This is a genomic window from Cryptosporangium sp. NPDC051539 (assembly GCF_044454545.1).
Lineage (GTDB): Bacteria > Actinomycetota > Actinomycetes > Mycobacteriales > Cryptosporangiaceae > Cryptosporangium.
In genome coordinates, this window is sequence record NZ_JBITDV010000003.1 from 632,502 (window position 1) to 656,574 (window position 24,073).

A 24,073-nucleotide genomic window follows, 5' to 3' on the forward strand; every position below is an offset into this window, starting at 1 on the left:
CGGCATGAAGTGGACCGCACCGCCGGGGTCGGTGCCGGCCTCGGTCGTCGCCGTGCTGGGAATCGGACTGTCGCTGCTCGCCGGGGCCGGCCTCCGGGCCGTCGAGCGGCACGGTCTCGATCGCGCCGTCGACGCCAGGACCGCCGCCGCGACCGCGGCGGTCACGAACGAGATCCGCCGCTACGGCGACGCCGCCCGCCAGGTCGCCGCCGCGCTGGGCGCTCTGGGCACGCTCGACACCGCCGGGTTCCGATCGGTGACCACGCCGCTCGCCGCCGACCACCTGGCCGGCGTCACCGGCGTCAGCGTGATCCTCCCGGCCGGCGACGGTTACCGGCAGCTGCTGACCCGCCCGCTGGACGGCTCGCTCCCCACCCCGGCCGGTACCGCCGCCGACGGGGCGACGACCTGGCCGCCCGCGATCACCGAGGCGCTCGCCACCGCCCGCACCACCGGCAGCCTGACCGTGTCGGCCCCGTACACCCCGATCGGCGGCGGCCCGGTCGCGATCGCGGTCCTCGCGCCCGTTCCCGGCCGCCCGGGAGCGGTGGTCCGCCTCGGCTTCGTCGGCCCGCTGTTCCTGGCCGCCGCGCTCCGCGACGACGTCCCGAGCGGTTCGGCGACGACGCTCACCGCGACCGGCCCGCGGACGCCGATCGGCACCGTCGGTGCCACCGAGACCACCACCGTCGACCGGACGACGCTGCTCGCGGTCGGGGACCAGACGTGGGAGCTCCGCACGACGACGAGCACCGCGGCGGCCGGGCTGCTCGGCGTCGATGTGCATCTGGACGAGATCGTGGCCGCCACCGGCGCCGGAGCGGGCATTCTGCTCGCGGTACTCGTGTTCGTGCTGGCCGGAGCGCGGGCCAGGGCCCGCGCCGGCGCCGAGGCCGCCGAGGCCGAGTTGCGCGCCGTCGAGACCGCGTCCCGGCAGCAGGCCGCGCTCCTGCACGCGGTGCTGGCCGGCCTGGAGGACGGTGTCGCGGTCGCCGACCAGGACGGCACGCTGGCGCTGCTCAACCCACCCGCGCAGGCCACGCTCGCGACCCCCGATCCGGACGGCGCCCCCGACCACGGGATCTACCGGGCCGACGGCGTGACGCCGTACCCGCCCGGCACGCTCCCGCTCCGGCGTGCGCTCGACGGGACCGCGTGCACCGACGAGATCGTGGTCCGCAGCGCCGCCCGCCCGGGCGGCGTCCGCCTGAAAGTGACGGCTCAGCCGATCGAGCTGGGGACCGGCAGGCCGGGCGCGCTGGCGATCTCGCGGGACGTGACCGCGCTGCGGGCGTGCGAGGCGGACCTGGCCGCGTTCGCCCACGTGACGGCGGAGCACGTGAAAACGCCGCTGGCGGACGTCTCGGCCCACCTCGCCCACGCCGAGGACTCCCTGGGAGAGGTCCGGGTCCTGGGGCGGCAGCCCCGGGCGGTCGCGTCCGCGGCCGGCCACCTCGGGCGGGCACGGACCGGCGCCGAGCGGACGCGGCAGCTGGTCGACGACCTGCTGACGTACACCGCCACCCGCAACACCGCGCTCCGGGTCGGTGACGTGGACCTGACCACGGTCGTCACCGACGTCCTGGGCCTGCTCGTGCGTACGCAGGACGCCCACCGCCCGACGCCGAACGTCGTGATCCGGCCGCTCCCGGCCGTGCGGGCCGACGGGCGGCTGATCCGCCGCCTGGTCGGCAACCTGTTGAGCAACGCGCTCACGTACACGCCGCCCGACGAACCGGCCCGGATCGCGGTCCGGGCCCATCCGGTCGAAGGCGGGCCCGGCTGGATCCGGGTCGAGATCGCCGATCACGGGATCGGGTTCCCGCCCGGCCACCACGCCGCCCTGTTCTCCTGGCCGCCCGGCGCGACGCGGCCGACCGCCGGGATGGGACTGGCGATCTGCCGCCGCGTCGTCGAGCGGCACGGCGGCTCGATCGGTGCCGCCGACAACCCCGGTGGCGGCACCGTCGTCTGGTTCACGCTGCCCGCGGGCTCACCGGCCTCCGAAACGACCGAACCGGAGCTGGTCGGCGCTCAGCGGTCGTAGAGCAGGTCCTCGAACGGGATCGGGTTCGCGAACGGGTCGGCGGGCGCCGGTGCGGAGCGGTGGGCCAGCAGATCGGCGAGTTCCTCGCCGGCCTGCCGGATCCGGCTGCTCAGCGCGTCCGAACCGCCCTCCGTGCCCCCGCCGGAACCCCAGTCGGACGACGCGGCGAACACCGCCGTCGGGACCGTCAGCGCGTGCAGATAGCCGAACAGCGGCCGGATCGCGTGCTCGATCGCCAGCGAATGCCTGGCCGTGCCGCCGGTCGCCCCGAGGAGCACCGGCTTGTTGCGCAGCGCGTCCTCGTCGAGGACGTCGAAGAACGACTTGAACAGACCGTTGTACGACGCCCGGTAGACCGGGGTGACCGCGATCAGCGCGTCGGCCGCGGCGACCCGGTCGAGCACGGCCCGCAGGGCCGCGCTCGGGAACCCGGTCAGCAGGTTGTTCGTGACGTCGTGCGCGAGGTCGCGCAGCTCGACGACGTCGATCTCGACCCCGGGCAGAGCCCTCTCCACGGCGGCCGCGAGCTGGTCGGCGAGCAGCCGGGTGGAACTCGGCTGACTCAATCCGGCGCTGACGACGGCGATCCTGGTCATACGAGCGCGGCCTCCTTCGCCGCCTTCGCGGCCTTGAGCGACTCGTGCGTGGGGGCGTCCGGGACGTCGGCCGGACGCTTCGCGTCGAGCTCCTTGCGCAGCACCGGGACGACCTCCTCGCCGAGCAGGTCGAGCTGCTCGAGCACGGTCTTCAGCGGCAGGCCGGCGTGGTCGGCCAGGAACAGCTGGCGCTGGTAGTCGCCGAAGTGCTCGCGGAACGTGAGCGTCCGATCGATGATCTCCTGCGGGCTACCCACGGTGAGCGGGGTCTCCGACGTGAACTCCTCCAGCGACGGTCCGTGTCCGTAGACCGGCGCGTTGTCGAAGTACGGACGGAACTCCTTCACCGCGTCCTGCGAGTTCTTCCGGATGAACACCTGCCCGCCGAGGCCGACGATCGCCTGCTCGGGCGTGCCGTGGCCGTAGTGCGCGAACCGCTCGCGGTAGAAGCTGATCAGCTGCTGGAAGTGCTCGGTGGGCCAGAAGATGTGGTTGGCGAAAAAACCGTCGCCGTAGTACGCGGCCTGCTCGGCGATCTCCGGGCTGCGGATCGAGCCGTGCCAGACGAACGGCGGCACGTCGTCGAGCGGACGCGGCGTCGAGGTGAAGCCCTGCAGGGGCGTACGGAACTTGCCCTGCCAGTCGACGACCTCCTCGCGCCAGAGCCGGCGCAGCAGGTGGTAGTTCTCGATCGCCAGCGGGATGCCCTGGCGGATGTCCTGGCCGAACCACGGGTAGACCGGCCCGGTGTTGCCACGGCCCATCATCAGGTCGACGCGGCCGTCGGCCAGGTGCTGGAGCATCGCGAAGTCCTCGGCGATCTTCACCGGGTCGTTCGTGGTGATCAGCGTCGTGGACGTCGACAGGATGATCCGGTCGGTCTGCGCGGCGAGGTAGCCGAGCATGGTGGTGGGCGACGAGGGCACGAACGGCGGGTTGTGGTGCTCGCCGGTCGCGAAGACGTCGAGCCCGACCTCCTCGGCCTTCTTGGCGATCGTCACCATCGCCTTGATGCGCTCGTGCTCGGTCGGGGTCCGGCCGGTGGTCGGGTCCTCGGTGACGTCACCGACGGTGAAGATGCCGAACTGCATCGGACTCTCCTTCTCGAGTAGATGACACATCAACTATATCGGGGACGGCGATATTCCGCGGTGACCGGCCTCACCCGCCGGGACCACTCAGCGCAACGGAGCAGTTGCGGGTACAGTGAGTGGTGGGTGGCCGTTCATCCCGACCGGGTGTCATCCAAGCCGGGTGCCACCGTCGGCAACCCGCCGCCCGAGGCTCTTGGAGAGCCTCGCCCCTGTGAGACGGCGCGCTGGCCGTCCTCGAGAAGCCGGAAGGCTCCCTTGGCTCGCGAGCCGCTCCGCGGCCCGCCCAGCGCACCGATGCGTCGATCAGAAGGGACGTTATGCCCTCATCCTCGTCTGCTCCTGCAGCTCCTGCGATGTTGTTCCTCGCCCCGCCGGGCGATCCGTCCGCCGAGGACGACGCCTACTCGGAAGCCCCGCCCGCTCAGCGCCGGCGCAGCCCCGCGCCCGGCCGGCCGAACGGCCGCGACAACGATCAGCGCCGTCGTGGTTCCGGTCCCGCTTCCGGCGGACGCTCCGGAGCGAACCAGGCGACCACCTCACCCGGTTCGGTCAGAATGACCCGCGGTGCACGCCGCGCCGCCACCGACTTCGGTATTTCCGACGCCGACGTGGCGAACGTTCTCGCGTCGCCGGCCCGGGTCTCCCCCGAACAGGACAATCCCGACCGGACGCGATTCTCCGGTGACGGGCTGACCGTGGTGACCGGCGCCGACGGCACCGTGCTGCACGTCTCGCGCCGTCGTGGTTCCTCGGGAAGCGGCTCCTAAGGCAGCACTACCTCGATCTCGTCGCTGAGGGTGGCGCCGCCTTGCAGGTCGAGCTTGTCGCCACTCCAGAAACTGCCCGGGTCGTACGAGTCGGACGCTCGTGACGCCGGGAGCAGCCCCATGGCCTGATAGGTCAGTGCAACGACCTCGGCGCAGTACGCGGATTCGAGCGGGTTGTCGGGACGCGCGGCCTTGTCCGGTTCCGGGAGGCCGATCGCATCGCGTCCCACTGCGCGCAGGCGGTTGATGCGCTGCTTGCTGCGCCCACGAGCCCAGCGTCCGGCCAGGCCGGCCGTCGACGGGAACGGCGTGCCGTCGAGGCGCGCCACGGTGCGGAGCACCGCGTCCTCCACGTCGCGCGTGACGTCCGCGTCGAGCTGGCGCAGCCAGGCGCGCTGGCCGTACCGGTTGCCCCAGACGCTGACCGCGTCGGCCAGCACGTGCAGCTGGACGCCACGCACGTGGGCGCCGGCCCAGACGTCGGTGAGGGAACGGCCGAGTTCGGCGTGCCACATCAGCGGCGGCATGTCGTCGATCGTGACCGCCATGCCGACGTGGTTGACCGGGCTGTTGGTCAGCGTCTGGATCGCCCGGTCGGCAGCGGTGCGGCCGCGGAAGAGCCAGAGATCTCCGGTGCGCGTGAGTTCGACCGCTTCGGTCAATGTCATCCGGGTGCCGACCATGCCGCTAGCCTAGGCAAGCGCCCGGCCCACGGGTGCAGCGAGTGTGCCTGGCGGTGGCCGGTGTGTCGGAGGACGGGGCCTAGGGATGCGGTGGTGGAAGGTTGTCGGGCTGGCCGGGCTGGCCGGGGTCGCGGCGACCGGTGCGGTGGTCGCTCGGGCCGAGCGCCGGCGGCGGGCGTACACGCCGGATGAGATCCGGTCCCGTCTGCACGAACGCATCGACGAAGCGGTGGCGGAAGGCGCGCCCGAGTCGTCGTCCGATCGCGCCTAGGCGGTTCGGTGGCGGCGGTGATCGGGGCCGAGGGACGAGTGTGCCGGTATCCGGGGTGTGAGCACCCGGCGGCACCGGCGTCCGGCCCGGGGCGTGCGCCGGAGTACTGCACCGAGCCCGGCCACAACCGGGCCGCCGCGTTCGCCGAACGCCGCCGCCGGGCCCTGGCCGTCGCCGACGACGGCTCGAGCGCGGTGGATCCGGGTGGGATGCCCCGGCCGGGCGCGACGACGGGGGCCGGCGGCGTAGGGGCCGGTTCGATGCCGGTCACGGCGGCGGGGGCCCGGATGGAGCGGGCGGTCGAGCGGTTCTCGGCCGCGGCCGCGGAGCTCCGGGAACTCGGCGAGCGGGTGCTGTCCGATCTGGCCGTAGGGCGGGATCCGGCGGCGGTCGCCACCGAGGTGACCGCGGTGCGCGCAGCGGCAGACGCGGCCGTGTCGGCCGCCGAGGCCCGGGCGCTCCAGATCGAACACACCGCGAGCGAGGCCCGGGAGGCCTACCGGCGTGCCGAGTCGGCCCGCGAGGCCGCGGTGGCGCGGGCGGACTCCGCCGAGGCCGAGCTCTCGTCGGTGAGCCGGGCCCGCGACGAGGCCGCCCGCGAACGGGACGCCGCCGACGAGCGGGCCGCCGGCGCGGTGGCTTCGGAAGGTACTCACCGGGCCCGGGCCGAGGCCGCGGAACGCGAGGCCGCTACTCAGCGCGCCGCCGCCGCGGACGCCGAGCGCCGGGTGACGCTGGCCGAGGAACGCACCGGCCACGCCGAGCAGGCGCTTGCCCTGCTCCGGGACCAGTACGACCGCCTCCGCACCGATCTGGACGCCGCGACGTCCCGCGCCGAGCTAGCGGCCACCCGGGCCGAGGCCGCCGCCACGGCCCAGCGCCGGTCCGACCGTCGAGCCGACCGCGCCGAGGCCGCCCAGGCCACCGCCGAGCACGCCCGGGCCACCGCCGAAGCCGCCCAAGCCACCGCCGAGCGCGGCCGCGCGACCGCGGACGAGGCAGCCGCTGCCGCCGAGCAGCGGCGGATCGCCGCCGAGGAGGCCCGGGCCACCGCGGAGGAACACCGCGCGGCGGCGGAAGTGGCGGCCACCACCGCCGAGCAGCGGCGGGACGCCGCCGAGGAGGCCCAAGCCACCGCCGAGCGCGGCCGCGCGACCGCGGACGAGGCAGCCGCTGCCGCCGAGCAGCGGCGGATCGCCGCCGAGGAGGCCCGGGACACCGCGGAGGAACACCGCGCGGCGGCGGAGACGTCGGTGGCGGCGGCCCGGGCGGAGCTGGCTTCGGTGACCGCCGAGCGGGATGCCGCGCGGGCACAGGTCGCGGCGGCCGCCGAACACGCCGAGCAGCGGCTGGCCGATCTGCGGGCCTCCTACGCCGAGCGCCTCGCCGAATACCGCGCCGAGCGCGACGCCGCCCTCGCCGCCCGCCGCTAGCCTCACGAAGCCGACACGCGGCCCCAGCCGACACGCGGCCCCAGCCGACACGCGGCCCCAGCCGACACGCGGCCCCAGCCGACACGCGGCCCCGGCCGACCGGCCAAACCGTCGCGCCCGCGGGCGCGACGCGCTACTCGGCGTGCAGCGCCTGTACGGCTTCGAGCGTGTCGGCCTCGTCGGGACGCTTGTCGGTGCGGTAGCCCTTGACCCGCGCGAAGCGCAGCGTCACGCCGCCGGGGTACCGCGTGCTGCGCTGGACGCCGTCGAACGCGATCTCGACCACGAGTTCGGGCCGCACGTACACCGTGTACGCGTCCCGGGTCACAGCCAGCTCGAGCAGGCGCTCGGTCTGCCAGGTCAGCATCGCGTCGGTCATGCCCTTGAACGTCTTCCCGAGCATCACGAACCCACCCGCCTCCCCCACGACCCCGGACGCGTCCCGGGCCCCGAGGTGCAAATTCGAGAGCCACCCGCGCCGCCGCCCGTGCCCCCACTCCGCCGCCAGCACGACCAGATCGAGCGTGTGCCGCGGCTTCACCTTCCACCAGCCCCCACCCCGGCGCCCGGCCGCATACGGACTGGCCAGCGACTTCACGACGACCCCTTCGTGCCCCCGGCCCAGGGTGCCGGCCAGGAACTCGGCCGCTTCCCCGGCGTCCCCCACCGGGTCGTCGACCACGACGCGACGGACGACGCTCCCGGCCGGAGCCACCTCCGACAGGGCGGCGAAGCGCTCGGACGCGGGACGGTCGAGCAGGTCGGCCCCGTCGAGGTGCAGGGCATCGAAGAGCACCGCCGACAGCGGGAGCTCGCCGCGGGCCTTCTGCACGTCGGCCCGGCTCCCGATCCGGGACGCGGTGACCTGGAACGGCTGCGGCCGCCCGTCCGGACGCAGCGCGATCGCCTCGCCGTCGAGCACCGCGGTCCGCGCCGGCAGCGCGAGCGCGGCCTCGACCACCTCCGGGACCCGGGCCGTGATGTCGTCCAGGCTGCGGGTGACGACCAGCACGTCGGATCCGTCGCGGTGCACCTGGACCCGCGCCCCGTCGAGCTTCTCCTCCACCGCCGCCGCACCCGAGCGCCCCAGTGCGTCGGCCAGGTCTTCGGCCGGCTGGGCCAGCATCGGCGCCAGCGGGCGACCGACCTCCAGCCGGAAAGCGGCCAGCCCGGCCTCCCCGTCGCGCAGCGCGGTCTCGGCCACCACCCGCAGGTCGCCCCGCAGCAGCACCGCGCGCCGCAGCGCGGTCAGCGGCAGCCCGGTCGCGGTCGCGACCGCGTCGGCCATCACGCCGGCGAGCGCCCCCTGCCGCAGCTCCCCCACCAGCAGGGCACGGAGGAACACCTGTTCTTCGGAGGTCGCCCGGCCGAACAACCCCGCCAGCGCGTCGCGCCGGGCGGCGACCGACCCGGGGCCGGCCAACCCGCCGATCGACGCGAAGATCGCGTCGGTCTCGAGCACGCTCAGCGTCGGCTCCGCAGCCGCGTCCGGCGGCAGATCGCGCAACGACGCCCAACCGACGCCGATCTGACGCTGGCGCAACTCGCCGCAGAGCCAGGCGACGGCGGGCACCACCTCGTCGAACGACAACTGCCGCAGACAGGTGGCCAGGCGCTCGACCTTGGCCTTCCGGCCGCTGACCGCGGCCACGTCGCGACCGGTGGCGGCGATATCGGCGAGAAGCATGCCCCGATTCTGACCCGACCGACCGACAGTTCGCGGAACCCGGAGGCTGGTCAATTCGTTACTGCGTGATTTATCGGCAACTTCGTTGGGTAGGGCAACTCCCACTACCTGGGGAGGTGGACAATGGCGTCGACTGAAGCAGACGCATCACAGTCGCAAAAATCGTTCCGAAGCCTGGTGCCGGCCCGGATGGACCGCCTGCCGTGGTCGCGCTTCCACTGGCTCGTCGTCATCGCGCTCGGCGTCACCTGGATCCTCGACGGGCTCGAGATCCAGATCGCGTCCACGGTGGCCGACCGGCTCACCGAGGCCGGGACACTCGGGCTCTCCGCCCAGCAGGTGACGCTCTCCGCGTCGGTGTACCTGTTCGGTGAGGTCGTCGGTGCGTTGTGGTTCGGCCGGATGGCCGACCGGCTGGGACGGCGGAAGCTGTTCCTGATCACGCTGACGCTCTACCTGGTGGCCAGCGGCCTGACCGGATTCTCGTTCACGTTCTACGAGTTCCTGGCACTGCGCTTCCTGGCCGGTATGGGCATCGGTGGCGAATACGCCGCGATCCACTCCGCGATCGACGAGCTCATCCCGGCGCACTACCGCGGCCGGGTCGACCTGGCGATCAGCGGTACCTATTGGGGTGGCGCCGCCCTCGCGAGCGCCGCGCAGATCGTCTTCCTCAACCCCGACATCTTCTCCGAGAACATCGGCTGGCGGCTGGGCTTCTTCCTCGGCCCGCTGATCGGTCTCGCGATCTGGCCGCTGCGGCGGCACATCCCGGAGAGCCCCCGCTGGCAGATGACGCACGGTCAGGCCGAAGAGGCCGAACGCACCGTCGACGACATCGAGGCCCGGGTCCGCGCGAGCGGCAAGGAGGTGAAGCCGGTTCCGGAGTCGGAGGCCGCCGAGGTCAAACCGCATCCCCCGGTCACCTACCGGCAGATCGCGCAGGTGATGATCAAGCAGTATCCGAGCCGCACGATTCTCGGGTTCACGCTGATGACCACCCAGTCGTTCCTCTACAACGCGATCTTCTTCACCTACGCGCTGGTCCTGGGGACGTTCTACGACGTCGACAGCGGCACGATCCCGTACTTCTTCTTCCCGTTCGCGATCGGCAACCTGATCGGGCCGCTGGTGCTCGGGCACCTGTTCGACACGGTCGGGCGACGAAAGATGATCGGCGGCACGTACGTGTCGTCCGGGATCCTGCTCGCGATCAGCGGCTATCTGTTCTACGCGGGCGCCCTGACCGCGGTGACCCAGACGATCTTCTGGTGCGTGATCTTCTTCATCGCGTCGGCGGCCGCGTCGTCCGGCTACCTGACGGTGAGTGAGATCTTCCCGCTGGAGCTCCGGAGCCAGGCGATCGCGTTCTTCTTCGCGATCTCCCAGTTCTTCGGCGGGGTGATCGCCCCCTGGCTGTTCGGTCAGCTGATCGGCGACGGTGAGAGCCGGGGCCCGCTGTTCGGGGGGTACCTGCTCGGTGCGGGCCTGATGATCACCGGTGGTCTGGTGGCGTACTTCCTGGGTGTGGACGCCGAGCGGAAGTCGCTGGAGTCGATCGCGAAGCCGCTGGGCATCGTGAAGACCCGGGTGGCGGACGGGGCCGGCCACGACGGTTCGCCCTCGCCGCGGGCCGCGGACGGGACGTAACCAGGCTCGACACGAGGGCGGCCGGGGGCACTCCCCGGCCGCCCTTGGTCGTTGCAAGGCAGTATGGGACACCTCAGCCAGGACCAGAGATGGGGAGAACCGTGACGGGTGCGACCGGAGAACCGGTACGCCAGCGCCGGGCGAGCCGGGCGCCGAGCCCGCTGTTCGTCGGACTGGTCCTCGCGTCGGTGGTCTCCGGCTGGGCTCTCTGGACGGGCTACGGCAACGCGGGGCTGTTCGCGTTCGTGTTCGTCGCCTGCGCGTGGGTGGTCTCGCTCTGCCTGCACGAGTTCGCGCACGCGCTGGTGGCCTACCGGGGCGGCGACCACTCGGTCGTCGAGAAGGGCTACCTGACGCTCGACCCGCTGAAGTACACGCACTTCGTCTACAGCATCGTGCTGCCGCTGCTGTTCGTGCTGCTCGGAGGCATCGGCCTGCCCGGTGGCGCGGTGTTCATCGACCGGCGGTTCCTGCGCAGCCGGCTCTCCAACAGCCTGGTGTCGCTGGCCGGCCCGCTGACCAACGTCGTCTTCGCCGCGGTCCTGGCCGTGGCGCTGAGCGCGTACGGCGTTTCCGACGGCGAGCACGTCGAGTTCTGGGCCGCGGTGGCGTTCCTGACGTTCCTCCAGGTCACCGCCGCGGTGCTGAACTCGTTGCCGGTGCCGGGGCTGGACGGGTTCGGCGTGATCCAGCCGTATCTGTCGAACAAGATCCTGCGTCAGGTGGCGCCGATCGCGCCGTACGCGGTGCTGCTGCTGTTCGTGCTGCTGTGGATTCCGCCGATCAACCAGGCGTTCTTCTCGATCGTGCTGTGGTTCCTCGACCTGCTGGGCGTTCCGGAGGGGCTGACCGGGTACGGACAGCAGTTGTTCCGGTTCTGGCTGGGGTGAGGCGGGGTAGGAGTGAAATGACCTCCAACCTGGGATCGAGATTCGGGTGTCGGAAGAGTTAGATGAGGGAGGCGCTATGACCGTCCGTTACGCGACTAGACTGCCCGCGTGACCGTTCGGGTTCGGCAGGCAGACAACCCTAGGAACCGTACGAGGAAGGTCGGGTTCCATGCGTGAGCGTCAGGGTCGGGCCGTCGGGGCGCGGAGCGCCGCCCGGTCCAAGCCGGAGAGTTTCGGCCGGCTGCGGGTCACCGTCGACGACCGCGAGGGCTATGCGTTGGTCACGGTTGCCGGCGAGGTGGACGTCACCACCGGTTCGCAGTTGCGCGAGCCGCTCCACGAGCTGGTCGAGCAGCGCAAGCATCGGCACGTGGTCGATCTGCGCGAGGTGACCTTTCTCGACTCCACCGGTCTGGGCATCCTGGTCAGCGACCACAAGAGACTGCGCGACCGTGACGGTTCGCTGCACGTCGTCGTCACCACACCCGGCATCGTGGCCCGCGTGTTCCGCCTCACCGGCGTAGACCGGGTAGTCCCCCTGGTCCACACCGTAGAAGAAGCCGAAACCGCCCTCACCACCGCGCCGTAGCCTCCCACCACGGTCATAGCGCGTAGGCGCGGCTTATGGCACTGACGTGGAGCCCGCCGTGCAGAACTAAGCGGAGGCTTCGGCGGGCTCGTCGGAAGTGCGAGGGGCGGTGAGGTCGAACTCGCACCAGACGGCCTTGCCGCCGGGCACCGCCCGGGCGCCCCAGCGCCGGGCCACCCGCCGCACCAGGAACAGGCCGCGGCCGCTCTCGGCGTCGGCGTCGGCGATGCGGGGCCGCGGCATCGCGGGCTCCCGGTCGAACACCTCGACCACGATGCGGTTGGCCGACCGGCGCAGCCGCAGTTGCTCGGCCGCACCGCCGTAGAGCAGCGCGTTCGCGACCAGCTCGGACACCGCGAGCACGATGTCGTCGCGCACCAGCGGAGGTAGCTGCCAGGTGCTGAGCACGCCGTAGCAGAACGCCCGCGCCCGGCGCGTCGGGTCTTCGCCCTCGCCCAGTTCCAGCTCGATGACCCGGACCGGCCCGACCGACAGCCCGGTCGGCCAGCCGGCCGCGAGCACGGTCGCGGACCCGCCGCTCACCGCGTCGGCGACCGCGGCCGGATCGCGCAGGCCGTCGAGGAGAGCCGCCGCGACGGCCGGAGCCACGGCCTCGACCGACGGCGCCGCCCCGGCGTCCACCGCAGACGGGTCGACCCGAGACGGGTCGACCGGGTGCGGGCCGGCCAGGAACCTCGCGTCGTCGGCCAGCTCACCCGGCATCGCCACGACGATGGTGCCACCCGGCGGAATCGCCACGGTCTGCTCGCCGTACGACACGCTCACGCTGACGAACCCGCCCAGCGGACCGCCGTCCGGGGTCGGGGGCGCGACCGCGGCACCCTTCACCGAGCAGATCACCGGACCCGGATGCCCGGCCTGCGCGAAGCAGAACGCCCCGTCGACCGGATCGAAAACGCCGTAGAGCAGCCGGGCCCGGAACGGCTCCTCCCACTCGGCCACCAGGCCGTCGAGGTGCCCGAGCGCCTCGGCCGGGGCCAGATCGACCCGGGCGGTCGCCCGCACGGCCATCCGGAGGTTCTGCGCCAGCCGGGTCGCGGCCGCCGGGTCGTCAGCCAGCACCCGGCCGGAGACCAGGATCGTCCGGCCGGCGGCGGCCGGAAGCGCCTCGCACCAGGCCCGCGGATCGGCGACCCGACGTTCGATGACGAGATCGCCGTCGCCCGGGCCGGGCTCGGTGGCCCCGGTCGCAGACGGCTCAGCGGAAAACCCCACTGCCGCGCCGTTCTCCGGGATCGCAGCAGCCGGCGTCACGACGCCGCCCCGTGCGGGCCCGAACGTGCTCCGCACCGGCTCTGTACGCCAACGGCCATGGTCAGGGTCTCCTCCTGTACCGAGCGTGTTCTCACGCCGACCTCCGGTTCCTCCCAAGCCTAGTAGCCCCGCGCGGGACTCCTGTAGGAACTCCCCGTGAGGGCGGCGAGGCTGAGGGTGGGGGCCTCGTGCGTCCGCAATGACCGCACGGTGACGGCTGGGTGACCGAGCGACGGCTGACTGATCGGATTATCCTCGTCGGCACGCTCAGTGCAAGGGCCGCTACACGCGGGGAAGGGCCGGCCGTTCGGCGGTGAGAAGTTCGGCGAACAGGTCGCCGTCGTCTGCCACCCGGGCCAGCACGTCGCCGAACGTGAACACGAGTTCTTCCGGACGCTCGCACGCCGCGACCTCGTCCCAGTGCAGCGGGGCCGACACCGTCGGGGCCGGACGGGCGCGCAGCGAGTACGGCGCGATCGTCGTCTTCGCGGTGTTGTTCTGGCTCCAGTCGATGAAGATCTTGCCCGGCCGCAGCGTCTTGCGCATGACCGAGGTCACCCGATCGGGATCGGCCCTCTCCAGCCGCTGCGCGACCGCTTTCGCGTAGTCGGAGGTGCGGCCGGGATCGACCGGCTTGATCGCCGCGTAGACCTGCATGCCCTTGGAACCGGACGTCTTGGCCACGGCGGTCAGCCCGTCGGCGTCCAGCACCTCGCGGAGCTGGACCGCGACGGCGGCGCACTCGACGACGGTGGCCGGAGCGCCCGGATCGAGGTCGAAAACCAGCAGATCCGTCCCCCGGACGCCACCGCGCGGGCCGACCTGCCACTGCGGGACGTGGAGCTCGAGCGCAGCGAGATTGGCGAGCCAGACCACGGTGGCCAGCGCGTCGCCGTCGTTCTCCGGGAGCACCAGATAATCGATTTCGTCCCGGTTCATCGTGCTGCCCGGCGCGGGGAGGCGTTCGGTGCGCACCCACGGCGGCGCGCCGTTCGGAACGTTCTTGGCGAAGAAGCCCGCCCCGGCCACCCCGTTGGGATACCGCTTCAGCGAGAGCGGACGACCCGCCAGATGAGGTATCAGAACGGGCGCGATTCGCGAGTAATAGTCGATCACCTCACCTTTCGTCGTGCCCGTCTCCGGGTAGAGAATCTTGGAGAGGTTCGACAGCGCGAGCTGACGATCGGCCACGGAAACCGTCGTGTTCGTTCCGGAAGCCTTCGCCACGCCGCACCTCCACGCTGGACTTCCCCCCGGCGGTAAACGCAGAGTAGTCCTGACACCGTTACCCACAGGGGGCACCAGCGATGCGTGCGATCTGGAAAGGCGTCGTCTCGTTCGGGCTCGTGACGATCCCGATCAAGCTCTTTTCCGCCACCGAGCAGCACGACGTCCAGCTCCGGCAGGTGCACGCCGCCGACGGCGGGCGGATCCGGTACCGCCGGGTGTGCGAGGCCGAGGGCGTCGAGGTGCCCTACAGCGAAATCGCGAAGGGCTACGAGCTGCCGGACGGGCAGGTCGTCGTGCTCAACGACGAAGACTTCGAGAACCTGCCGATCGCGTCCGGGCGCAACATCGACGTGCAGAAGTTCGTCCCGTCGGAGCAGGTCGACGGGCTGTACCTGTCGAAGGGCTACTTCCTGCAGGCCGACGGGCCCGGCGCGAAGCCGTACGTGCTGCTGCGCGAGGCGCTGGAGAAGGCGGGCACGGTCGCGCTGGTGAAGGTGGCGCTGCGGCAGCGTGAGGCGCTCGCGCTGCTCCGTCCCTACGGCGACGTGCTGCTGCTGCAGACGATGCTCTGGCCGGACGAGATCCGTAACCCGGCCGAGCTCGCGCCGGATTCGGACATCGCCGTGCGTCCGCAGGAGATGCAGATGGCCGAGTCGTACATCCAGACGCTCACCGGCGACCTCGACATGGAGGAGTTCACCGACAACTACGCGACGGCCCTCCGCGAGGTGGTGGACGCGAAGATCCAGGGCCACGAGGTGGAGCAGCCGGAGGCACCGTCCGAGGGCGGAGGCGCGGTGCTCGACCTGATGGCGGCGCTGGAGGCGTCGGTTGCCGAGGCGAAGCGCTCGCGCGGCGAGCCGGTCGAAGAGAGCAAGCCGGCCGCGAAGAAGGCACCGGCCAAGAAGGCGGCCCCGCGGAAGGCACCGGCCAAGAAGGCCACCGCCGACGCGTCGGGCCCGGCCAAGAAGACCGCGGCGAAGAAGGCACCGGCCAAAACCGCCGCGAAGTCGACGGCCAAGTCGACCGCCAAGAAAACGGCGTCAAAGACCGCAAGCCAGCGCAAGACCGCCTGAGCGTCAGCACGTTGCTACCGGGTGGCCTCAGGCCTCCTCCGCACCAGCGGCGCGACGGGGCTAGGCTTCAGCCGCAGCCATGGAGGGAGTACTAATGGTCGACCCCGCTCGTTCGGCGGCCCCAGGACGGAACGGCGCCGCGGCCGGTGCGCTCGGTGACGCGACGGACGCGGTCCTCTCGGTGGAGCAGGTGCCGCCGTCGGACGACGGACGGCAGGTGGTTCGCGTCGGCGGCGAGATCGACATGCTGACCGCGCCCCGGCTCCGCGACGCCCTGACGCCGGTCGTCGCGGTCCCCGGTGCCGACGTCGTGCTCGACCTCGACGCGGTGACGTTCCTGGGCTCCAACGGCCTGGGCGTCCTCGTGGAACTGTCGCAGCAGGCCGAAGCCGTGGGCACCAAGTTCCGCCTGGTCTGCGCGAATCGCACGGTGAGCCGTCCGCTGACGCTGACCGGTCTCGACCAGGTGCTCGACTTCTACGAGTCCGCTTCCGACCTGCCCGCCGCCGGCAGCTGAGCTCTCTCCGGTCGGTTTCGCCGGGAGTGGCGAGGGAATCCCGTCGGTGAAGCCGTCCGAGGGAGGTACTCGTCATGCCCGGCCGTCAGGAGTTGCCGTCCACGCTCAAGCGTTCCTCCGAGAAGGCCCAGGAGACGTGGATCAAGACGCACGACTCGGCCGTCGAGGAGTACGGCGAGGGTGAGCGCGCGCACCGGACCGCGTTCGGCGCGGTGAAGCACTCGTTCGAGAAGATCGGCGACCACTGGGAGCCGAAGGCCGAGAAAGGCCCCTCCGACAAGCAGTCGGAAAAGAAGGGCGCGGCCGCCCGGCGTCCCGGCAAGACCGAGGAGGGCGTCGACGCCAACGCGTCCAAGACGCACCTGCGGGAGGTCGCCCGCCGGTTGGACGTCAAGGGCCGCTCGACGATGACGAAGAGCGAGCTCGTCGACGCGATCAAGAAGGCGAACCGGAAGCAGACGGCCGCCGCCCGCTCCTGAGCACGGAAAAACCACGGCCCCCGGGATCGTTCCGGGGGCCGTGGTTTTCAGTGCCGCGAGCGGACCCGCCAGAGCACGGCGAGGGTCAGAACCGTGAGGCCCGCACCCAGCCCGACCAGGGCCGGACGGCTGAGCAACTGGTCGCGCCCGTTGCGCAGCATCGGTGCGACCTTCGCCGCCGCCTGCGCGGAGGCCTCCTGCGCGCGCTGCGTCACCCGTTGGGCCGAACGCTGAGCAACGGCCCGCGGCGTCACCCGCGCCACGAGCTCGTCCACGTCCCGCCGCAGTTGCTCACGAGCGAACGCGATGTTGCGTTCTAACTCCTCAGGTCGCGGACCCACCGCACATCCTCCTTCACCGCTTCTATCGCCTGGGTCGGAACCGGCTTCACCCGACGCAGTCTCAACGCGCCGAACAGGCCGGCGAGTGCCGCGATCAGCGCCCAGACTCCGGCGACGATCAGTGCGGCCCAGTAGCCTGCCATGACCTCGGACAGCGCGTACACCGCGGCCAGCGAAAGCAGCGGAACGATCATCAGCCCGGCCGCCGCGGCGACGGCCAGACCGGCCGCTCCCGCCGCCGCTTTCGACGCTTCCTGCTTCAGCTCGGCCTTGGCCAGCTCGATCTCGGCCTTCACCAGGCTGGAGACACCGGCGGCGACGTCGCTCACCAACTGGCCGATCGAGGGCTCCCGCGCCCGCTCGACCGCCGGCCGTTCGTTGGTCGTACCTGCTCCTACGGTTGCCACCCGTTTCCTCCCGCCGCCCGGTCTCGCACCCCATGTCAGAGCCCGCGGCCCTGTTGCGCACGCGCCGGAGCGCGGACGCTGTACCCGCTGGCCAGCACCGTCAACCTTGACGTACCCACGACTAGGGTGCCAGAGATCCTGGGCCGCGGCCCGAGCGTCCGCCGGTGGCTTTCGAAGGGTAGGTTCGGGCCAGCGTCAGCGGGGTAAGCCCGCGTGAGCCGAGGCGCCCGTCCCCTGCGGGCAGCCGGTACCCGGGACCCCGCCGGGGTCGGACGACGGTAACGAGGAGCGAGCTTGATGGCGGTGCCCGAACGGACCAGCTCGGAGCCCACTGAGGCCCCAACCGTCTCGACCGGGGCGGCGCACGACTCGCTGGCCCCGGATGCCGCGGGCAGCGACATCGAATTGAGTCTGCCTGCCGACCCGGTTCACGTCCCGGTGGCCCGCGCGCTCGCGGCCGACCTCGCCGTGCGGCTCGACTACGACCTCGACGAGGTGTCCGACCTGCGGATGGCCGTCGACGAGGCGTGCGCCGAACTGGTCGCCAAAGCGGCCGGCCCCGGCCGGCTGCGCTGCGTGTTCCGCGCCGACGACGACGCACTGCGGGTGACGGTCTCGGCGACGACGAAGGACGGGACGACGCCGGGTCAGAACACGTTCGGCTGGCGGGTGCTCACCGCGCTCGTCGACGAGGTGGAGACCTGGGCGGACGCGGGCAACGTGGTCTCCATCCGGCTGGTCAAGCGCCGGCTCGAGGCGTTCGCGTGAGCGACCGCGCCCCGCTGTGGCGCCCGGCCGGGGAGGCCGGGCGATGACGGCACCGCAGAGCGAGCAGTCGGCCAAACCGGTCGACGACGAAGCCGAGCCCGTCGAAGAGACGCCCGAAGAGGCGCCCGCGTCCCAGGCCGACACGACGGCCAGCGAGGTGGCGGACGCCCGGTCGGAGTCGCGCCGCGAGGCGGCCGCGCTGTTCGAAGAGATGGCCTCGCTGCCGGTGGGCTCGGCCCGGCGCCAGCTGATCCGCGACCAGCTCGTGACGATGCACCTGCCGCTCGTCCGGCACCTGGCCCGGCGGTTCAACAACCGGGGCGAGCCGCTGGAAGACCTCGTACAGGTGGCGACCGTCGGTCTGATCAACTCCGTCGACCGGTTCGACTCCGAGCGCGGTGCCGACTTCCTCTCCTACGCGGTGCCGACCGTCGTCGGGGAGATCAAGCGCCACTTCCGCGACCACGGGTGGGCGGTGCGGGTGCCGCGCCGGCTCAAAGAGCTGCACCTGTCGCTGACCGCGGCCACCGCGGAGCTGTCCCAGCGCAACGGACGTGCACCGAACGCCTCCGAGCTGGCCGAGCACCTCAAACTCTCGCGCGAGGAGGTCCTGGAGGGGCTGGAGGCGGCCAACGCCTACCGCAGCTCCTCGCTGGACGACCCGGTGCGTGGTGACGGTGAGATGCCGACGCTGGCCGAGACCCTCGGCGACGAGGACGCGGCGCTCGAGCACGTCGAGTTCCGGGAGTCGCTGCAGCCGCTGCTGGCCCAGGTGCCGCCGCGCGAGCGGAAGATCCTGATCCTGCGGTTCTTCGGCAACATGACGCAGTCGCAGATCGCCGACCGGATGGGCATCTCCCAGATGCACGTCTCGCGCCTGCTCTCGCAGACGCTGGTGAAGCTGCGGGAGCGCCTGCTGGTCGACGAGTAGGCCGGAATGCCCGCCGCAGGCCGCGGCGGGCATTCGCCAGAAGGTGTGGCGCGCGTCACCCGATCGGGGCAGAGTAGTTACCGCTAGGTAACTCCGCCGGTCGAAGGAGATGCCCATGACGACCGCACCGACCGAGCGCGAATCGCGGCAGGTCGCCGAGGCTGCGCGGCAAACCGAGTGGACGAAGCCGAGCTTCGCCAAGGAGCTGTTCCTCGGGCGGTTCCCGCTCGATCTGATCCACCCCGAGCCACACCCGAGCGACGAGGCCCGTGCCACCGGTGAGGCCTTCCTCGCTCGCCTGACCCCGTTCCTCGCGACCGTCGACGCGGCCGCGATCGAGCGCGACGCACGCATCCCCGACGACGTGCTCACCGGGCTGATGGAGCTCGGCGCGTTCGGCATGAAGATCCCGGTCGAATACGGCGGCCTCGGGCTCACCCAGGTCTACTACAACAAGGCGCTGATGCTGGCCGGGTCGATCAACCCGGCGATCGGCGCGATGCTCTCGGCCCACCAGTCGATCGGCGTGCCGCAGCCGGTCGCGCAGTTCGGCACCGAGGAGCAGAAGCGCAAGTACCTCCCCCGCTGCGCCACGACCGACATCAGCGCGTTCCTGCTCACCGAGCCCGACGTCGGCAGCGACCCGGCCCGGCTGGCCTGCTCCGCGGTGCCGGACGCCGACGAGTACGTGCTCGACGGCGTCAAGCTCTGGACCACGAACGGCGTCGTCGCGAACCTGCTCGTCGTGATGGCGCGCGTCCCGAAGCACGAGGGTGGGCGGGGCGGCATCACCGCGTTCGTCGTCGAGGCCGACTCCCCCGGTATCACCGTGGAGAACCGCAACGCGTTCCTCGGCCTGCGCGGCTTGGAGAACGGCGTCACCCGGTTCAGCGGCGTGCGGGTGCCGGCCGAGAACCGCATCGGACGTGAGGGCGAAGGCCTGAAGATCGCCCTCACCACGCTGAACACCGGGCGGCTCTCGCTGCCGGCGATCTGTGCGGGCACCGCGAAGTGGTCGCTGAAGATCGCCCGCGAGTGGAGCAACGCCCGCGAGCAGTGGGGCCGCAAGGTCGGTCAGCACGACGCGGTCGCCGGCAAGATCGCGTTCATCGCCGCGACCGCGTTCGCACTGGAAGCGGTGCTCGATCTGACCAGCCAGCTCGCCGACGAGAAGCGCAACGACATCCGCATCGAGGCCGCGCTCGCGAAGCTCTACGCGTCCGAGATGGGGTGGCTGGTCGCCGACGAACTCGTCCAGATCCGCGGTGGGCGCGCCTACGAGACGGCCGAGTCGCTCGCCGCGCGCGGCGAGCGCGCCGTTCCGGTCGAGCAGGCCCTCCGCGACCAGAGGATCAACCGCATCTTCGAGGGTTCGAGCGAGATCATGCATCTGTTGATCGCCCGCGAGGCGGTCGACGCCCACCTGTCGGTGGCGGGCGACATCATCGATCCGGACGCGTCGCTGGGGACGAAGGGCAAGGCCGCCGCCGAAGCCGGGAAGTTCTATTCGAAGTGGCTGCCGACGCTGACGGTCGGAGCCGGGCAGCTCCCGACGTCGTTCGCGGAGTTCGGCCCGCTGGCCCGGCACCTGCGCTACGTCGAGCGGTCGAGCCGCAAACTGGCCCGGCAGACGTTCTACGGGATGTCGCGCTGGCAGGGGCGGCTCGAGCACCGGCAGCGGTTCCTGGCCCGGATCGTCGACATCGGAGCCGAGCTGTTCGCGATGAGCGCGGCGTGCGTGCGGGCGGCGTCGCTCAAGGCGTCCGGGCCACCGCAACGCGGCGCGACCGCCTTCGAACTGGCCGACGCGTTCTGCCGGCAGGCCACCGTACGGGCCGACGCCCTGTTCGAGGCGCTCTGGACGAACAGCGACGACACCGACCGGATGCTGGCGGAGCGCGTACTGGACGGACGCTACGAGTGGCTGGAGGAGGGCATCCTCGACCCGTCCGACGACGGGCCGTGGATCATGGCCGCCGATCCGGGGCCCTCCACCAAGGAGAACCAGCGCAGGGTGGTTCAGCCCCGAACCGCTCGCTGAGGGGCGCGGCCGCCGTCAGTGCGCCGCCAGTTCGTAGCAGGCCACGGCGGCGGCGGTGGCCACGTTGAGGCTGTCGACGCCCCGGTGCATCGGAATGCGCACCCGGGCGTCGGCGGCCGTGAGGGCCTTGCCGGAGAGGCCCGGTCCTTCGGCGCCGAGCAGGAGCGCGGGGCGGTTCCGCCGGTCGGCGCCGAGATCGCGGAGGCTGACCGCGCCGGGGTCGGGAGTGAGCGCGAGCAGCGTGAAGCCGGCGGCGCGGACCTGGTCGAGCGCGTCCGGCCAGGGGTCCAGACGCGCGTAGGGCACCGCGAACACCTCACCCATGCTCACCCGGACGCTGCGCCGGTAGAGCGGGTCGGCGCACGACGGGCTGAGCAGGATCGCGTCCATGCCGAGGCCGGCGGCGGACCGGAAGATCGCGCCGATGTTGGTGTGCGTGTTGACGTCCTCGAGGATGAGGATCCTGGTCGCGGCGGCCAGCACTTCGGCGGAGGTGCTCGGCGCCGGCCGGTGCACCGATCCGAGCACACCCCGGTGGACGTGGAAGCCGGTGATCGCCTCGAGCACGGCCGGGGCCGCCGCGTAGAGCGGCGCGTCCGGGGCGATCGTGTCGACCTGGTCGACGCGCTTGGCGTCCACCAAGACCGAGCGCAGCGCGTAGCCGGCCCGGACCGCACGGCGCAGGACGAGTTCGCCTTCGGCGATGAACAGCCCGTGCGGCGGTTCGAACGCGGTCCGGAGCGCGACGTCGGTGAGCGCGCGGTAGTCCGCGATCCGCGGATCGTCGGGGTCGGTGATCTCGATGGGCGGCACGTCTAGCGATTCTCCCGATCCCGGCCGCCCGGGGTTGCGGCGGGCTGCCCGGCGTCCGTCGGTGTGCGACGTCATCGCTCACGTGCATCTGGGCCTGGCCGAGATGATCACCGGCTTCGCGTACCCGACCGACGCCCCGGCCGACACCGACTTCGTCTCGTACTGGCAGCCCCGTACCGAGCCCGACCCCGCCCCCGGCGATCCCGGCAGGGACGTCGCCCACGCCCGGTTCGTCCGGCTGCTCTCCTCGGCCTACGCGACCCCCGCCGGGTTCATCGCCCACGTCCGCCCGACCGTGGACGCCGCCCGGCGGTTCGTCGCCAGGGCCGGGGACGGCCGGATCGAATTCCAGGGGCACACACTGGAAATCAGCGACTTCGTCGTCACCTGGGTCGTCGAGATCGCCGTGCACCACCTCGACGTCCTCGTCGGCCTGCCGGATCGGCCGGGGCCGCCTGCGGAGGCGCTCGCGCTGGTGGCGAGCACGGTGGACGGCCTGCGCGGTAGCGCGGAGCGGCCGGACGACTGGGACGACGAGACGTACGCGTTGGCCGGGGCCGGCCGGATACCGGCAGACCTGAAGGGTCTCCCGGTTCTGGGGTGACTATGCTGCCGGGCATGATCGCCCCGAGCCGCCTGAAGCCGCTCGTCGATCGCTGGCGCAAGCTTCCTCTCGTCGCCCGCGACGGGTTTCTCGCTCTCACGTTGCTGCTCGTCGCGTTCACTCCGAGCAGTCCCGGCCTGGGCATGGACCTCGCCGAGTTCGCCGACCCGAAGCCACTCGACGCGCTCGGGGTCGCGCTGGTCGTCGCCCAGCTCGCACCGCTCACGATCCGGCGCGTCTCGCCGATCCTGTGCGCGTTCCTGGTCTTCACCGCGATCGCGGTGCACCAGAGCCTGGCGTACCCGCGCACCGCCGCCAGCGTGTCGGTCATCATCGCGCTCTACGGCCTGGGCGCCTACCAGCTGCGCCACCGGCGGGCCGTGGCGATCGGCTTCACCGCCCAGTACGGCGCGGTCGCGGTGGCGCTCGACCGGCTGGGCGCGACCCAGCTCCCGTACGAGTACGTCACGTTCTACGTGATCCTGGTCGCGTTCTGGGTGGCCGGCGACTGGATGCGCCGCCAGCGCGAGACGGCCGAGGCGCTGCGCAAGGCCAGCGTCGAGGCCGCGCTCGCGACCGAGCGGTCGGTGATCGCCCGCGAGCTGCACGACGTCGTCACCCATCACGTCACCGCGATGGTGGTGCAGGCCGACGCGGCGGGTTTCCTGATCGACGCCGCTCCGGCGAAAGCCAAAGCAGGTTTGGAGACCGTCAGCGGCACCGGCCGGGCGGCGCTGACCGAGCTGCGCCATCTGCTCCAGGTGCTCGACCCGACCGACGACGCCGAGCGCCGACCGGCCGTCGGCAAGCTGGAGGACCTGGTCGAGCGCATCCGGGCGATGGGCCAGCCGGTCGACTGGTCGGAGCAGGGTGTGCCCCGGCCGACCGGCGGCGGCGTCGACCTGGCCGTCTACCGGGTCGTGCAGGAGGCGCTGACCAACGCGGTCAAGTACGCCAACGGACGCCCCACCGCCGTCCGCGTCGACCACGGCGACGACCGGATCGCGGTCGAGGTGTCCACCGAGGGTTCGATGACGATGAAGGGCGGAGCGGTGCGCAACGGGCGCGGGCTGACCGGATTGCGGGAGCGGGTGAATGTGTTCGGCGGCGAGTTCGACGCCGGCCCGACCCGGGACGGCGGCTTCCGGGTGCGTGCCTCGATCCCGGTCGGGGTGCGGGGATGACCCGCGTGCTGGTCGCCGACGACCAGGCGCTGATCCGCACCGGGTACGTCACGATCTTCGATTCCCAGGACGACCTCGAAGTCGTCGGCGAGGCCGGAAACGGCGCCGACGCGGTCCGCCTCACCCGCGAACTCCGGCCGGACGTCGTCGTGATGGACATCCGGATGCCGGTGCTCGACGGGATCGAGGCCACCAGGCAACTCGCCGGCCCCGATGTCGACGACCCGACGAAGGTGCTGGTCGTCACGACGTTCAACCTCGACGAGTACGTGTACGAGGCGCTCCGGGCCGGTGCCGCCGGCTTCCTGCTCAAGGACGCCCCGCCGGCCGAACTGGTCGGCGCGGTGCGCACGATCGCGGCCGGAGAGGCGCTGGTCGCTCCGGCGGTCACCCGCCGGTTGATCGGCCACTTCGGCGAGCGGCTGCGCCCCACCGACCAGCAGCCCACCCGGGTCGATGTGCTGGCGCCGCGCGAGGCCGAGGTGCTGGCGCTGATCGCACAGGGCATGTCGAACGCCGAGATCGCCGCGGCCCTGTTCCTCAGCCAGGAGACCGTGAAGACGTACGTCTCGCGCATCCTGACGAAACTCGACCTGCGCGACCGCGTCCAGGCCGTCGTCTACGCGTATCGGAACGGGCTGGTCAGCACCTGAACGTCCGCGGCGGCTCGAGCGCCCTGCCCCGAGCGTGCGCCGGCTCC

25 protein-coding genes are annotated in these 24,073 nt (G+C 72.0%); 16 read left to right on the forward strand and 9 right to left on the reverse strand.

Going from position 1 to position 24,073, the window contains the following annotated elements:
• Positions 1 to 4 precede the first annotated feature (4 nt).
• Entirely contained in the window at positions 5 to 2,047 is a 2,043-nt protein-coding gene (locus ACIBZJ_RS13175; RefSeq protein WP_395928890.1) for an ATP-binding protein, read from the forward strand.
• On the opposite strand, the gene ACIBZJ_RS13180 is transcribed toward ACIBZJ_RS13175, so the two are convergent.
• On the reverse strand, positions 2,035 to 2,643 hold the full coding sequence (locus ACIBZJ_RS13180; RefSeq protein WP_395928892.1) for an FMN reductase: 609 nt from the start codon (positions 2,641 to 2,643) through the stop codon (positions 2,035 to 2,037). The two genes, ACIBZJ_RS13175 and ACIBZJ_RS13180, sit on opposite strands and share 13 nt — an antisense overlap.
• A complete protein-coding gene (locus tag ACIBZJ_RS13185; RefSeq protein WP_395928894.1) occupies positions 2,640 to 3,734 on the reverse strand; it encodes an LLM class flavin-dependent oxidoreductase in 1,095 nt (364 codons plus the stop codon). Before ACIBZJ_RS13185 ends, ACIBZJ_RS13180 begins: the two co-directional genes overlap by 4 nt.
• Positions 3,735 to 4,291: 557 nt before the next feature.
• Here ACIBZJ_RS13185 and ACIBZJ_RS13190 point away from each other — a divergent pair.
• On the forward strand, positions 4,292 to 4,504 hold the full coding sequence (locus tag ACIBZJ_RS13190; protein ID WP_395928896.1) for a hypothetical protein: 213 nt from the start codon (positions 4,292 to 4,294) through the stop codon (positions 4,502 to 4,504).
• Here the strand turns inward: ACIBZJ_RS13190 and ACIBZJ_RS13195 are convergent.
• Positions 4,501 to 5,187: a hypothetical protein gene (locus tag ACIBZJ_RS13195; protein ID WP_395928898.1), complete on the reverse strand. Its 687-nt coding sequence runs from the start codon at positions 5,185 to 5,187 to the stop codon at positions 4,501 to 4,503. The two genes, ACIBZJ_RS13190 and ACIBZJ_RS13195, sit on opposite strands and share 4 nt — an antisense overlap.
• An 85-nt stretch (positions 5,188 to 5,272) precedes the next feature.
• Between ACIBZJ_RS13195 and ACIBZJ_RS13200 the strand changes: the two genes are divergently transcribed.
• The gene (locus ACIBZJ_RS13200) at positions 5,273 to 5,458 is read left to right on the forward strand and encodes a hypothetical protein (RefSeq protein ID WP_395928900.1); all 186 of its coding nucleotides are present in this window, start codon (positions 5,273 to 5,275) and stop codon (positions 5,456 to 5,458) included.
• 8 nt (positions 5,459 to 5,466) lie between these two features.
• Positions 5,467 to 6,891 (forward strand): hypothetical protein, encoded by a 1,425-nt coding sequence (locus tag ACIBZJ_RS13205; RefSeq protein ID WP_395928902.1) that lies wholly within the window; start codon positions 5,467 to 5,469, stop codon positions 6,889 to 6,891.
• A 133-nt stretch (positions 6,892 to 7,024) separates the two neighbouring features.
• On the opposite strand, the gene ACIBZJ_RS13210 is transcribed toward ACIBZJ_RS13205, so the two are convergent.
• The gene (locus ACIBZJ_RS13210) at positions 7,025 to 8,578 is read right to left on the reverse strand and encodes an ATP-dependent DNA ligase (RefSeq protein ID WP_395928904.1); all 1,554 of its coding nucleotides are present in this window, start codon (positions 8,576 to 8,578) and stop codon (positions 7,025 to 7,027) included.
• Positions 8,579 to 8,701: 123 nt separating this feature from the next.
• On the opposite strand from ACIBZJ_RS13210, the gene ACIBZJ_RS13215 reads away from it, so the two are divergent.
• The 3 genes from ACIBZJ_RS13215 (at position 8,702) to ACIBZJ_RS13225 (ending at position 11,707) form a co-directional block, all read left to right on the forward strand.
• A complete protein-coding gene (locus tag ACIBZJ_RS13215; RefSeq protein WP_395928906.1) occupies positions 8,702 to 10,228 on the forward strand; it encodes an MFS transporter in 1,527 nt (508 codons plus the stop codon).
• Between the two features lie 89 nt (positions 10,229 to 10,317).
• Entirely contained in the window at positions 10,318 to 11,118 is an 801-nt protein-coding gene (locus ACIBZJ_RS13220) for a site-2 protease family protein (protein WP_395928908.1), read from the forward strand.
• A gap of 169 nt (positions 11,119 to 11,287) precedes the next feature.
• A complete protein-coding gene (locus ACIBZJ_RS13225; protein ID WP_395928910.1) occupies positions 11,288 to 11,707 on the forward strand; it encodes an STAS domain-containing protein in 420 nt (139 codons plus the stop codon).
• Between the two features lie 66 nt (positions 11,708 to 11,773).
• Here ACIBZJ_RS13225 and ACIBZJ_RS13230 read toward each other — a convergent pair whose 3' ends face one another.
• Entirely contained in the window at positions 11,774 to 13,018 is a 1,245-nt protein-coding gene (locus tag ACIBZJ_RS13230) for a SpoIIE family protein phosphatase (protein WP_395928912.1), read from the reverse strand.
• Between the two features lie 246 nt (positions 13,019 to 13,264).
• A complete protein-coding gene (gene ligD, locus ACIBZJ_RS13235) occupies positions 13,265 to 14,209 on the reverse strand; it encodes a non-homologous end-joining DNA ligase (protein ID WP_395928914.1) in 945 nt (314 codons plus the stop codon).
• 80 nt (positions 14,210 to 14,289) lie between these two features.
• Between ligD and ACIBZJ_RS13240 the strand changes: the two genes are divergently transcribed.
• The 3 genes from ACIBZJ_RS13240 to ACIBZJ_RS13250 all read left to right on the forward strand — a co-directional run bounded on the left by ACIBZJ_RS13240 (position 14,290) and on the right by ACIBZJ_RS13250 (position 16,284).
• Complete coding sequence (locus ACIBZJ_RS13240; protein ID WP_395928916.1) at positions 14,290 to 15,288, forward strand: Ku protein; 999 nt, start codon at positions 14,290 to 14,292, stop codon at positions 15,286 to 15,288.
• Positions 15,289 to 15,382: 94 nt separating this feature from the next.
• A complete protein-coding gene (locus tag ACIBZJ_RS13245; protein WP_395928918.1) occupies positions 15,383 to 15,805 on the forward strand; it encodes an STAS domain-containing protein in 423 nt (140 codons plus the stop codon).
• Positions 15,806 to 15,879: 74 nt separating this feature from the next.
• Positions 15,880 to 16,284 carry a ChaB family protein gene (locus ACIBZJ_RS13250; RefSeq protein ID WP_395928920.1) on the forward strand — a complete coding sequence of 135 codons (405 nt, stop codon included), beginning with the start codon at positions 15,880 to 15,882 and terminating at the stop codon, positions 16,282 to 16,284.
• A 47-nt stretch (positions 16,285 to 16,331) separates the two neighbouring features.
• On the opposite strand, the gene ACIBZJ_RS13255 is transcribed toward ACIBZJ_RS13250, so the two are convergent.
• Together ACIBZJ_RS13255 and ACIBZJ_RS13260 are read right to left on the reverse strand one after the other, a co-directional pair.
• Positions 16,332 to 16,625: a DUF3618 domain-containing protein gene (locus ACIBZJ_RS13255; RefSeq protein WP_395928922.1), complete on the reverse strand. Its 294-nt coding sequence runs from the start codon at positions 16,623 to 16,625 to the stop codon at positions 16,332 to 16,334.
• Complete coding sequence (locus ACIBZJ_RS13260; protein WP_395928923.1) at positions 16,601 to 17,032, reverse strand: phage holin family protein; 432 nt, start codon at positions 17,030 to 17,032, stop codon at positions 16,601 to 16,603. Before ACIBZJ_RS13260 ends, ACIBZJ_RS13255 begins: the two co-directional genes overlap by 25 nt.
• Positions 17,033 to 17,329: 297 nt before the next feature.
• Here ACIBZJ_RS13260 and ACIBZJ_RS13265 point away from each other — a divergent pair, with 297 nt between their 5' ends.
• From ACIBZJ_RS13265 to ACIBZJ_RS13275, 3 genes are all read left to right on the forward strand, one after another.
• Positions 17,330 to 17,800, forward strand: a complete 471-nt coding sequence (locus ACIBZJ_RS13265; RefSeq protein ID WP_395928925.1) for an ATP-binding protein — start codon at positions 17,330 to 17,332, stop codon at positions 17,798 to 17,800.
• Positions 17,801 to 17,843: 43 nt separating this feature from the next.
• Positions 17,844 to 18,731 (forward strand): RNA polymerase sigma factor SigF, encoded by an 888-nt coding sequence (locus tag ACIBZJ_RS13270; RefSeq protein WP_395928927.1) that lies wholly within the window; start codon positions 17,844 to 17,846, stop codon positions 18,729 to 18,731.
• Between the two features lie 115 nt (positions 18,732 to 18,846).
• Complete coding sequence (locus ACIBZJ_RS13275) at positions 18,847 to 20,772, forward strand: acyl-CoA dehydrogenase family protein (RefSeq protein ID WP_395928929.1); 1,926 nt, start codon at positions 18,847 to 18,849, stop codon at positions 20,770 to 20,772.
• A gap of 15 nt (positions 20,773 to 20,787) precedes the next feature.
• Here ACIBZJ_RS13275 and ACIBZJ_RS13280 read toward each other — a convergent pair whose 3' ends face one another.
• Positions 20,788 to 21,585, reverse strand: coding sequence for a TrmH family RNA methyltransferase (locus ACIBZJ_RS13280; protein WP_395928931.1), 798 nt, complete (start codon positions 21,583 to 21,585; stop codon positions 20,788 to 20,790).
• On the opposite strand from ACIBZJ_RS13280, the gene ACIBZJ_RS13285 reads away from it, so the two are divergent.
• From ACIBZJ_RS13285 to ACIBZJ_RS13295, 3 genes are read left to right on the forward strand one after another with little or no spacing between them, the layout of a single operon-like run.
• A complete protein-coding gene (locus tag ACIBZJ_RS13285) occupies positions 21,575 to 22,189 on the forward strand; it encodes a hypothetical protein (RefSeq protein ID WP_395928933.1) in 615 nt (204 codons plus the stop codon). The two genes, ACIBZJ_RS13280 and ACIBZJ_RS13285, sit on opposite strands and share 11 nt — an antisense overlap.
• 14 nt (positions 22,190 to 22,203) lie before the next feature.
• Positions 22,204 to 23,373, forward strand: a complete 1,170-nt coding sequence (locus ACIBZJ_RS13290) for a sensor histidine kinase (RefSeq protein WP_395928935.1) — start codon at positions 22,204 to 22,206, stop codon at positions 23,371 to 23,373.
• Complete coding sequence (locus tag ACIBZJ_RS13295) at positions 23,370 to 24,026, forward strand: response regulator (RefSeq protein WP_395928937.1); 657 nt, start codon at positions 23,370 to 23,372, stop codon at positions 24,024 to 24,026. Before ACIBZJ_RS13290 ends, ACIBZJ_RS13295 begins: the two co-directional genes overlap by 4 nt.
• The last annotated feature ends 47 nt before the right edge of the window (positions 24,027 to 24,073 follow it).

What these genes read in the sequence shown, in the direction of transcription:
- ACIBZJ_RS13180 (WP_395928892.1), bottom strand. Translation starts at nt 2,643, where the DNA reads ATGACCAGGATCGCCGTCGTCAGCGCCGGATTGAGTCAGCCGAGTTCC.
- ACIBZJ_RS13220 (WP_395928908.1), top strand. Translation starts at nt 10,318, where the DNA reads ATGGGGAGAACCGTGACGGGTGCGACCGGAGAACCGGTACGCCAGCGC.
- ACIBZJ_RS13275 (WP_395928929.1), top strand. Translation starts at nt 18,847, where the DNA reads ATGACGACCGCACCGACCGAGCGCGAATCGCGGCAGGTCGCCGAGGCT.
- ACIBZJ_RS13240 (WP_395928916.1), top strand. Translation starts at nt 14,290, where the DNA reads ATGCGTGCGATCTGGAAAGGCGTCGTCTCGTTCGGGCTCGTGACGATC.
- ACIBZJ_RS13215 (WP_395928906.1), top strand. Translation starts at nt 8,702, where the DNA reads ATGGCGTCGACTGAAGCAGACGCATCACAGTCGCAAAAATCGTTCCGA.
- ACIBZJ_RS13295 (WP_395928937.1), top strand. Translation starts at nt 23,370, where the DNA reads ATGACCCGCGTGCTGGTCGCCGACGACCAGGCGCTGATCCGCACCGGG.
- ACIBZJ_RS13175 (WP_395928890.1), top strand. Translation starts at nt 5, where the DNA reads ATGAAGTGGACCGCACCGCCGGGGTCGGTGCCGGCCTCGGTCGTCGCC.
- ACIBZJ_RS13200 (WP_395928900.1), top strand. Translation starts at nt 5,273, where the DNA reads ATGCGGTGGTGGAAGGTTGTCGGGCTGGCCGGGCTGGCCGGGGTCGCG.
- ACIBZJ_RS13285 (WP_395928933.1), top strand. Translation starts at nt 21,575, where the DNA reads ATGGGCGGCACGTCTAGCGATTCTCCCGATCCCGGCCGCCCGGGGTTG.
- ACIBZJ_RS13210 (WP_395928904.1), bottom strand. Translation starts at nt 8,578, where the DNA reads ATGCTTCTCGCCGATATCGCCGCCACCGGTCGCGACGTGGCCGCGGTC.
- ACIBZJ_RS13290 (WP_395928935.1), top strand. Translation starts at nt 22,204, where the DNA reads ATGATCGCCCCGAGCCGCCTGAAGCCGCTCGTCGATCGCTGGCGCAAG.
- ACIBZJ_RS13225 (WP_395928910.1), top strand. Translation starts at nt 11,288, where the DNA reads ATGCGTGAGCGTCAGGGTCGGGCCGTCGGGGCGCGGAGCGCCGCCCGG.
- ACIBZJ_RS13195 (WP_395928898.1), bottom strand. Translation starts at nt 5,187, where the DNA reads ATGGTCGGCACCCGGATGACATTGACCGAAGCGGTCGAACTCACGCGC.
- ACIBZJ_RS13250 (WP_395928920.1), top strand. Translation starts at nt 15,880, where the DNA reads ATGCCCGGCCGTCAGGAGTTGCCGTCCACGCTCAAGCGTTCCTCCGAG.
- ACIBZJ_RS13185 (WP_395928894.1), bottom strand. Translation starts at nt 3,734, where the DNA reads ATGCAGTTCGGCATCTTCACCGTCGGTGACGTCACCGAGGACCCGACC.
- ACIBZJ_RS13265 (WP_395928925.1), top strand. Translation starts at nt 17,330, where the DNA reads ATGGCGGTGCCCGAACGGACCAGCTCGGAGCCCACTGAGGCCCCAACC.
- ACIBZJ_RS13245 (WP_395928918.1), top strand. Translation starts at nt 15,383, where the DNA reads ATGGTCGACCCCGCTCGTTCGGCGGCCCCAGGACGGAACGGCGCCGCG.
- ACIBZJ_RS13190 (WP_395928896.1), top strand. Translation starts at nt 4,292, where the DNA reads ATGACCCGCGGTGCACGCCGCGCCGCCACCGACTTCGGTATTTCCGAC.
- ACIBZJ_RS13270 (WP_395928927.1), top strand. Translation starts at nt 17,844, where the DNA reads ATGACGGCACCGCAGAGCGAGCAGTCGGCCAAACCGGTCGACGACGAA.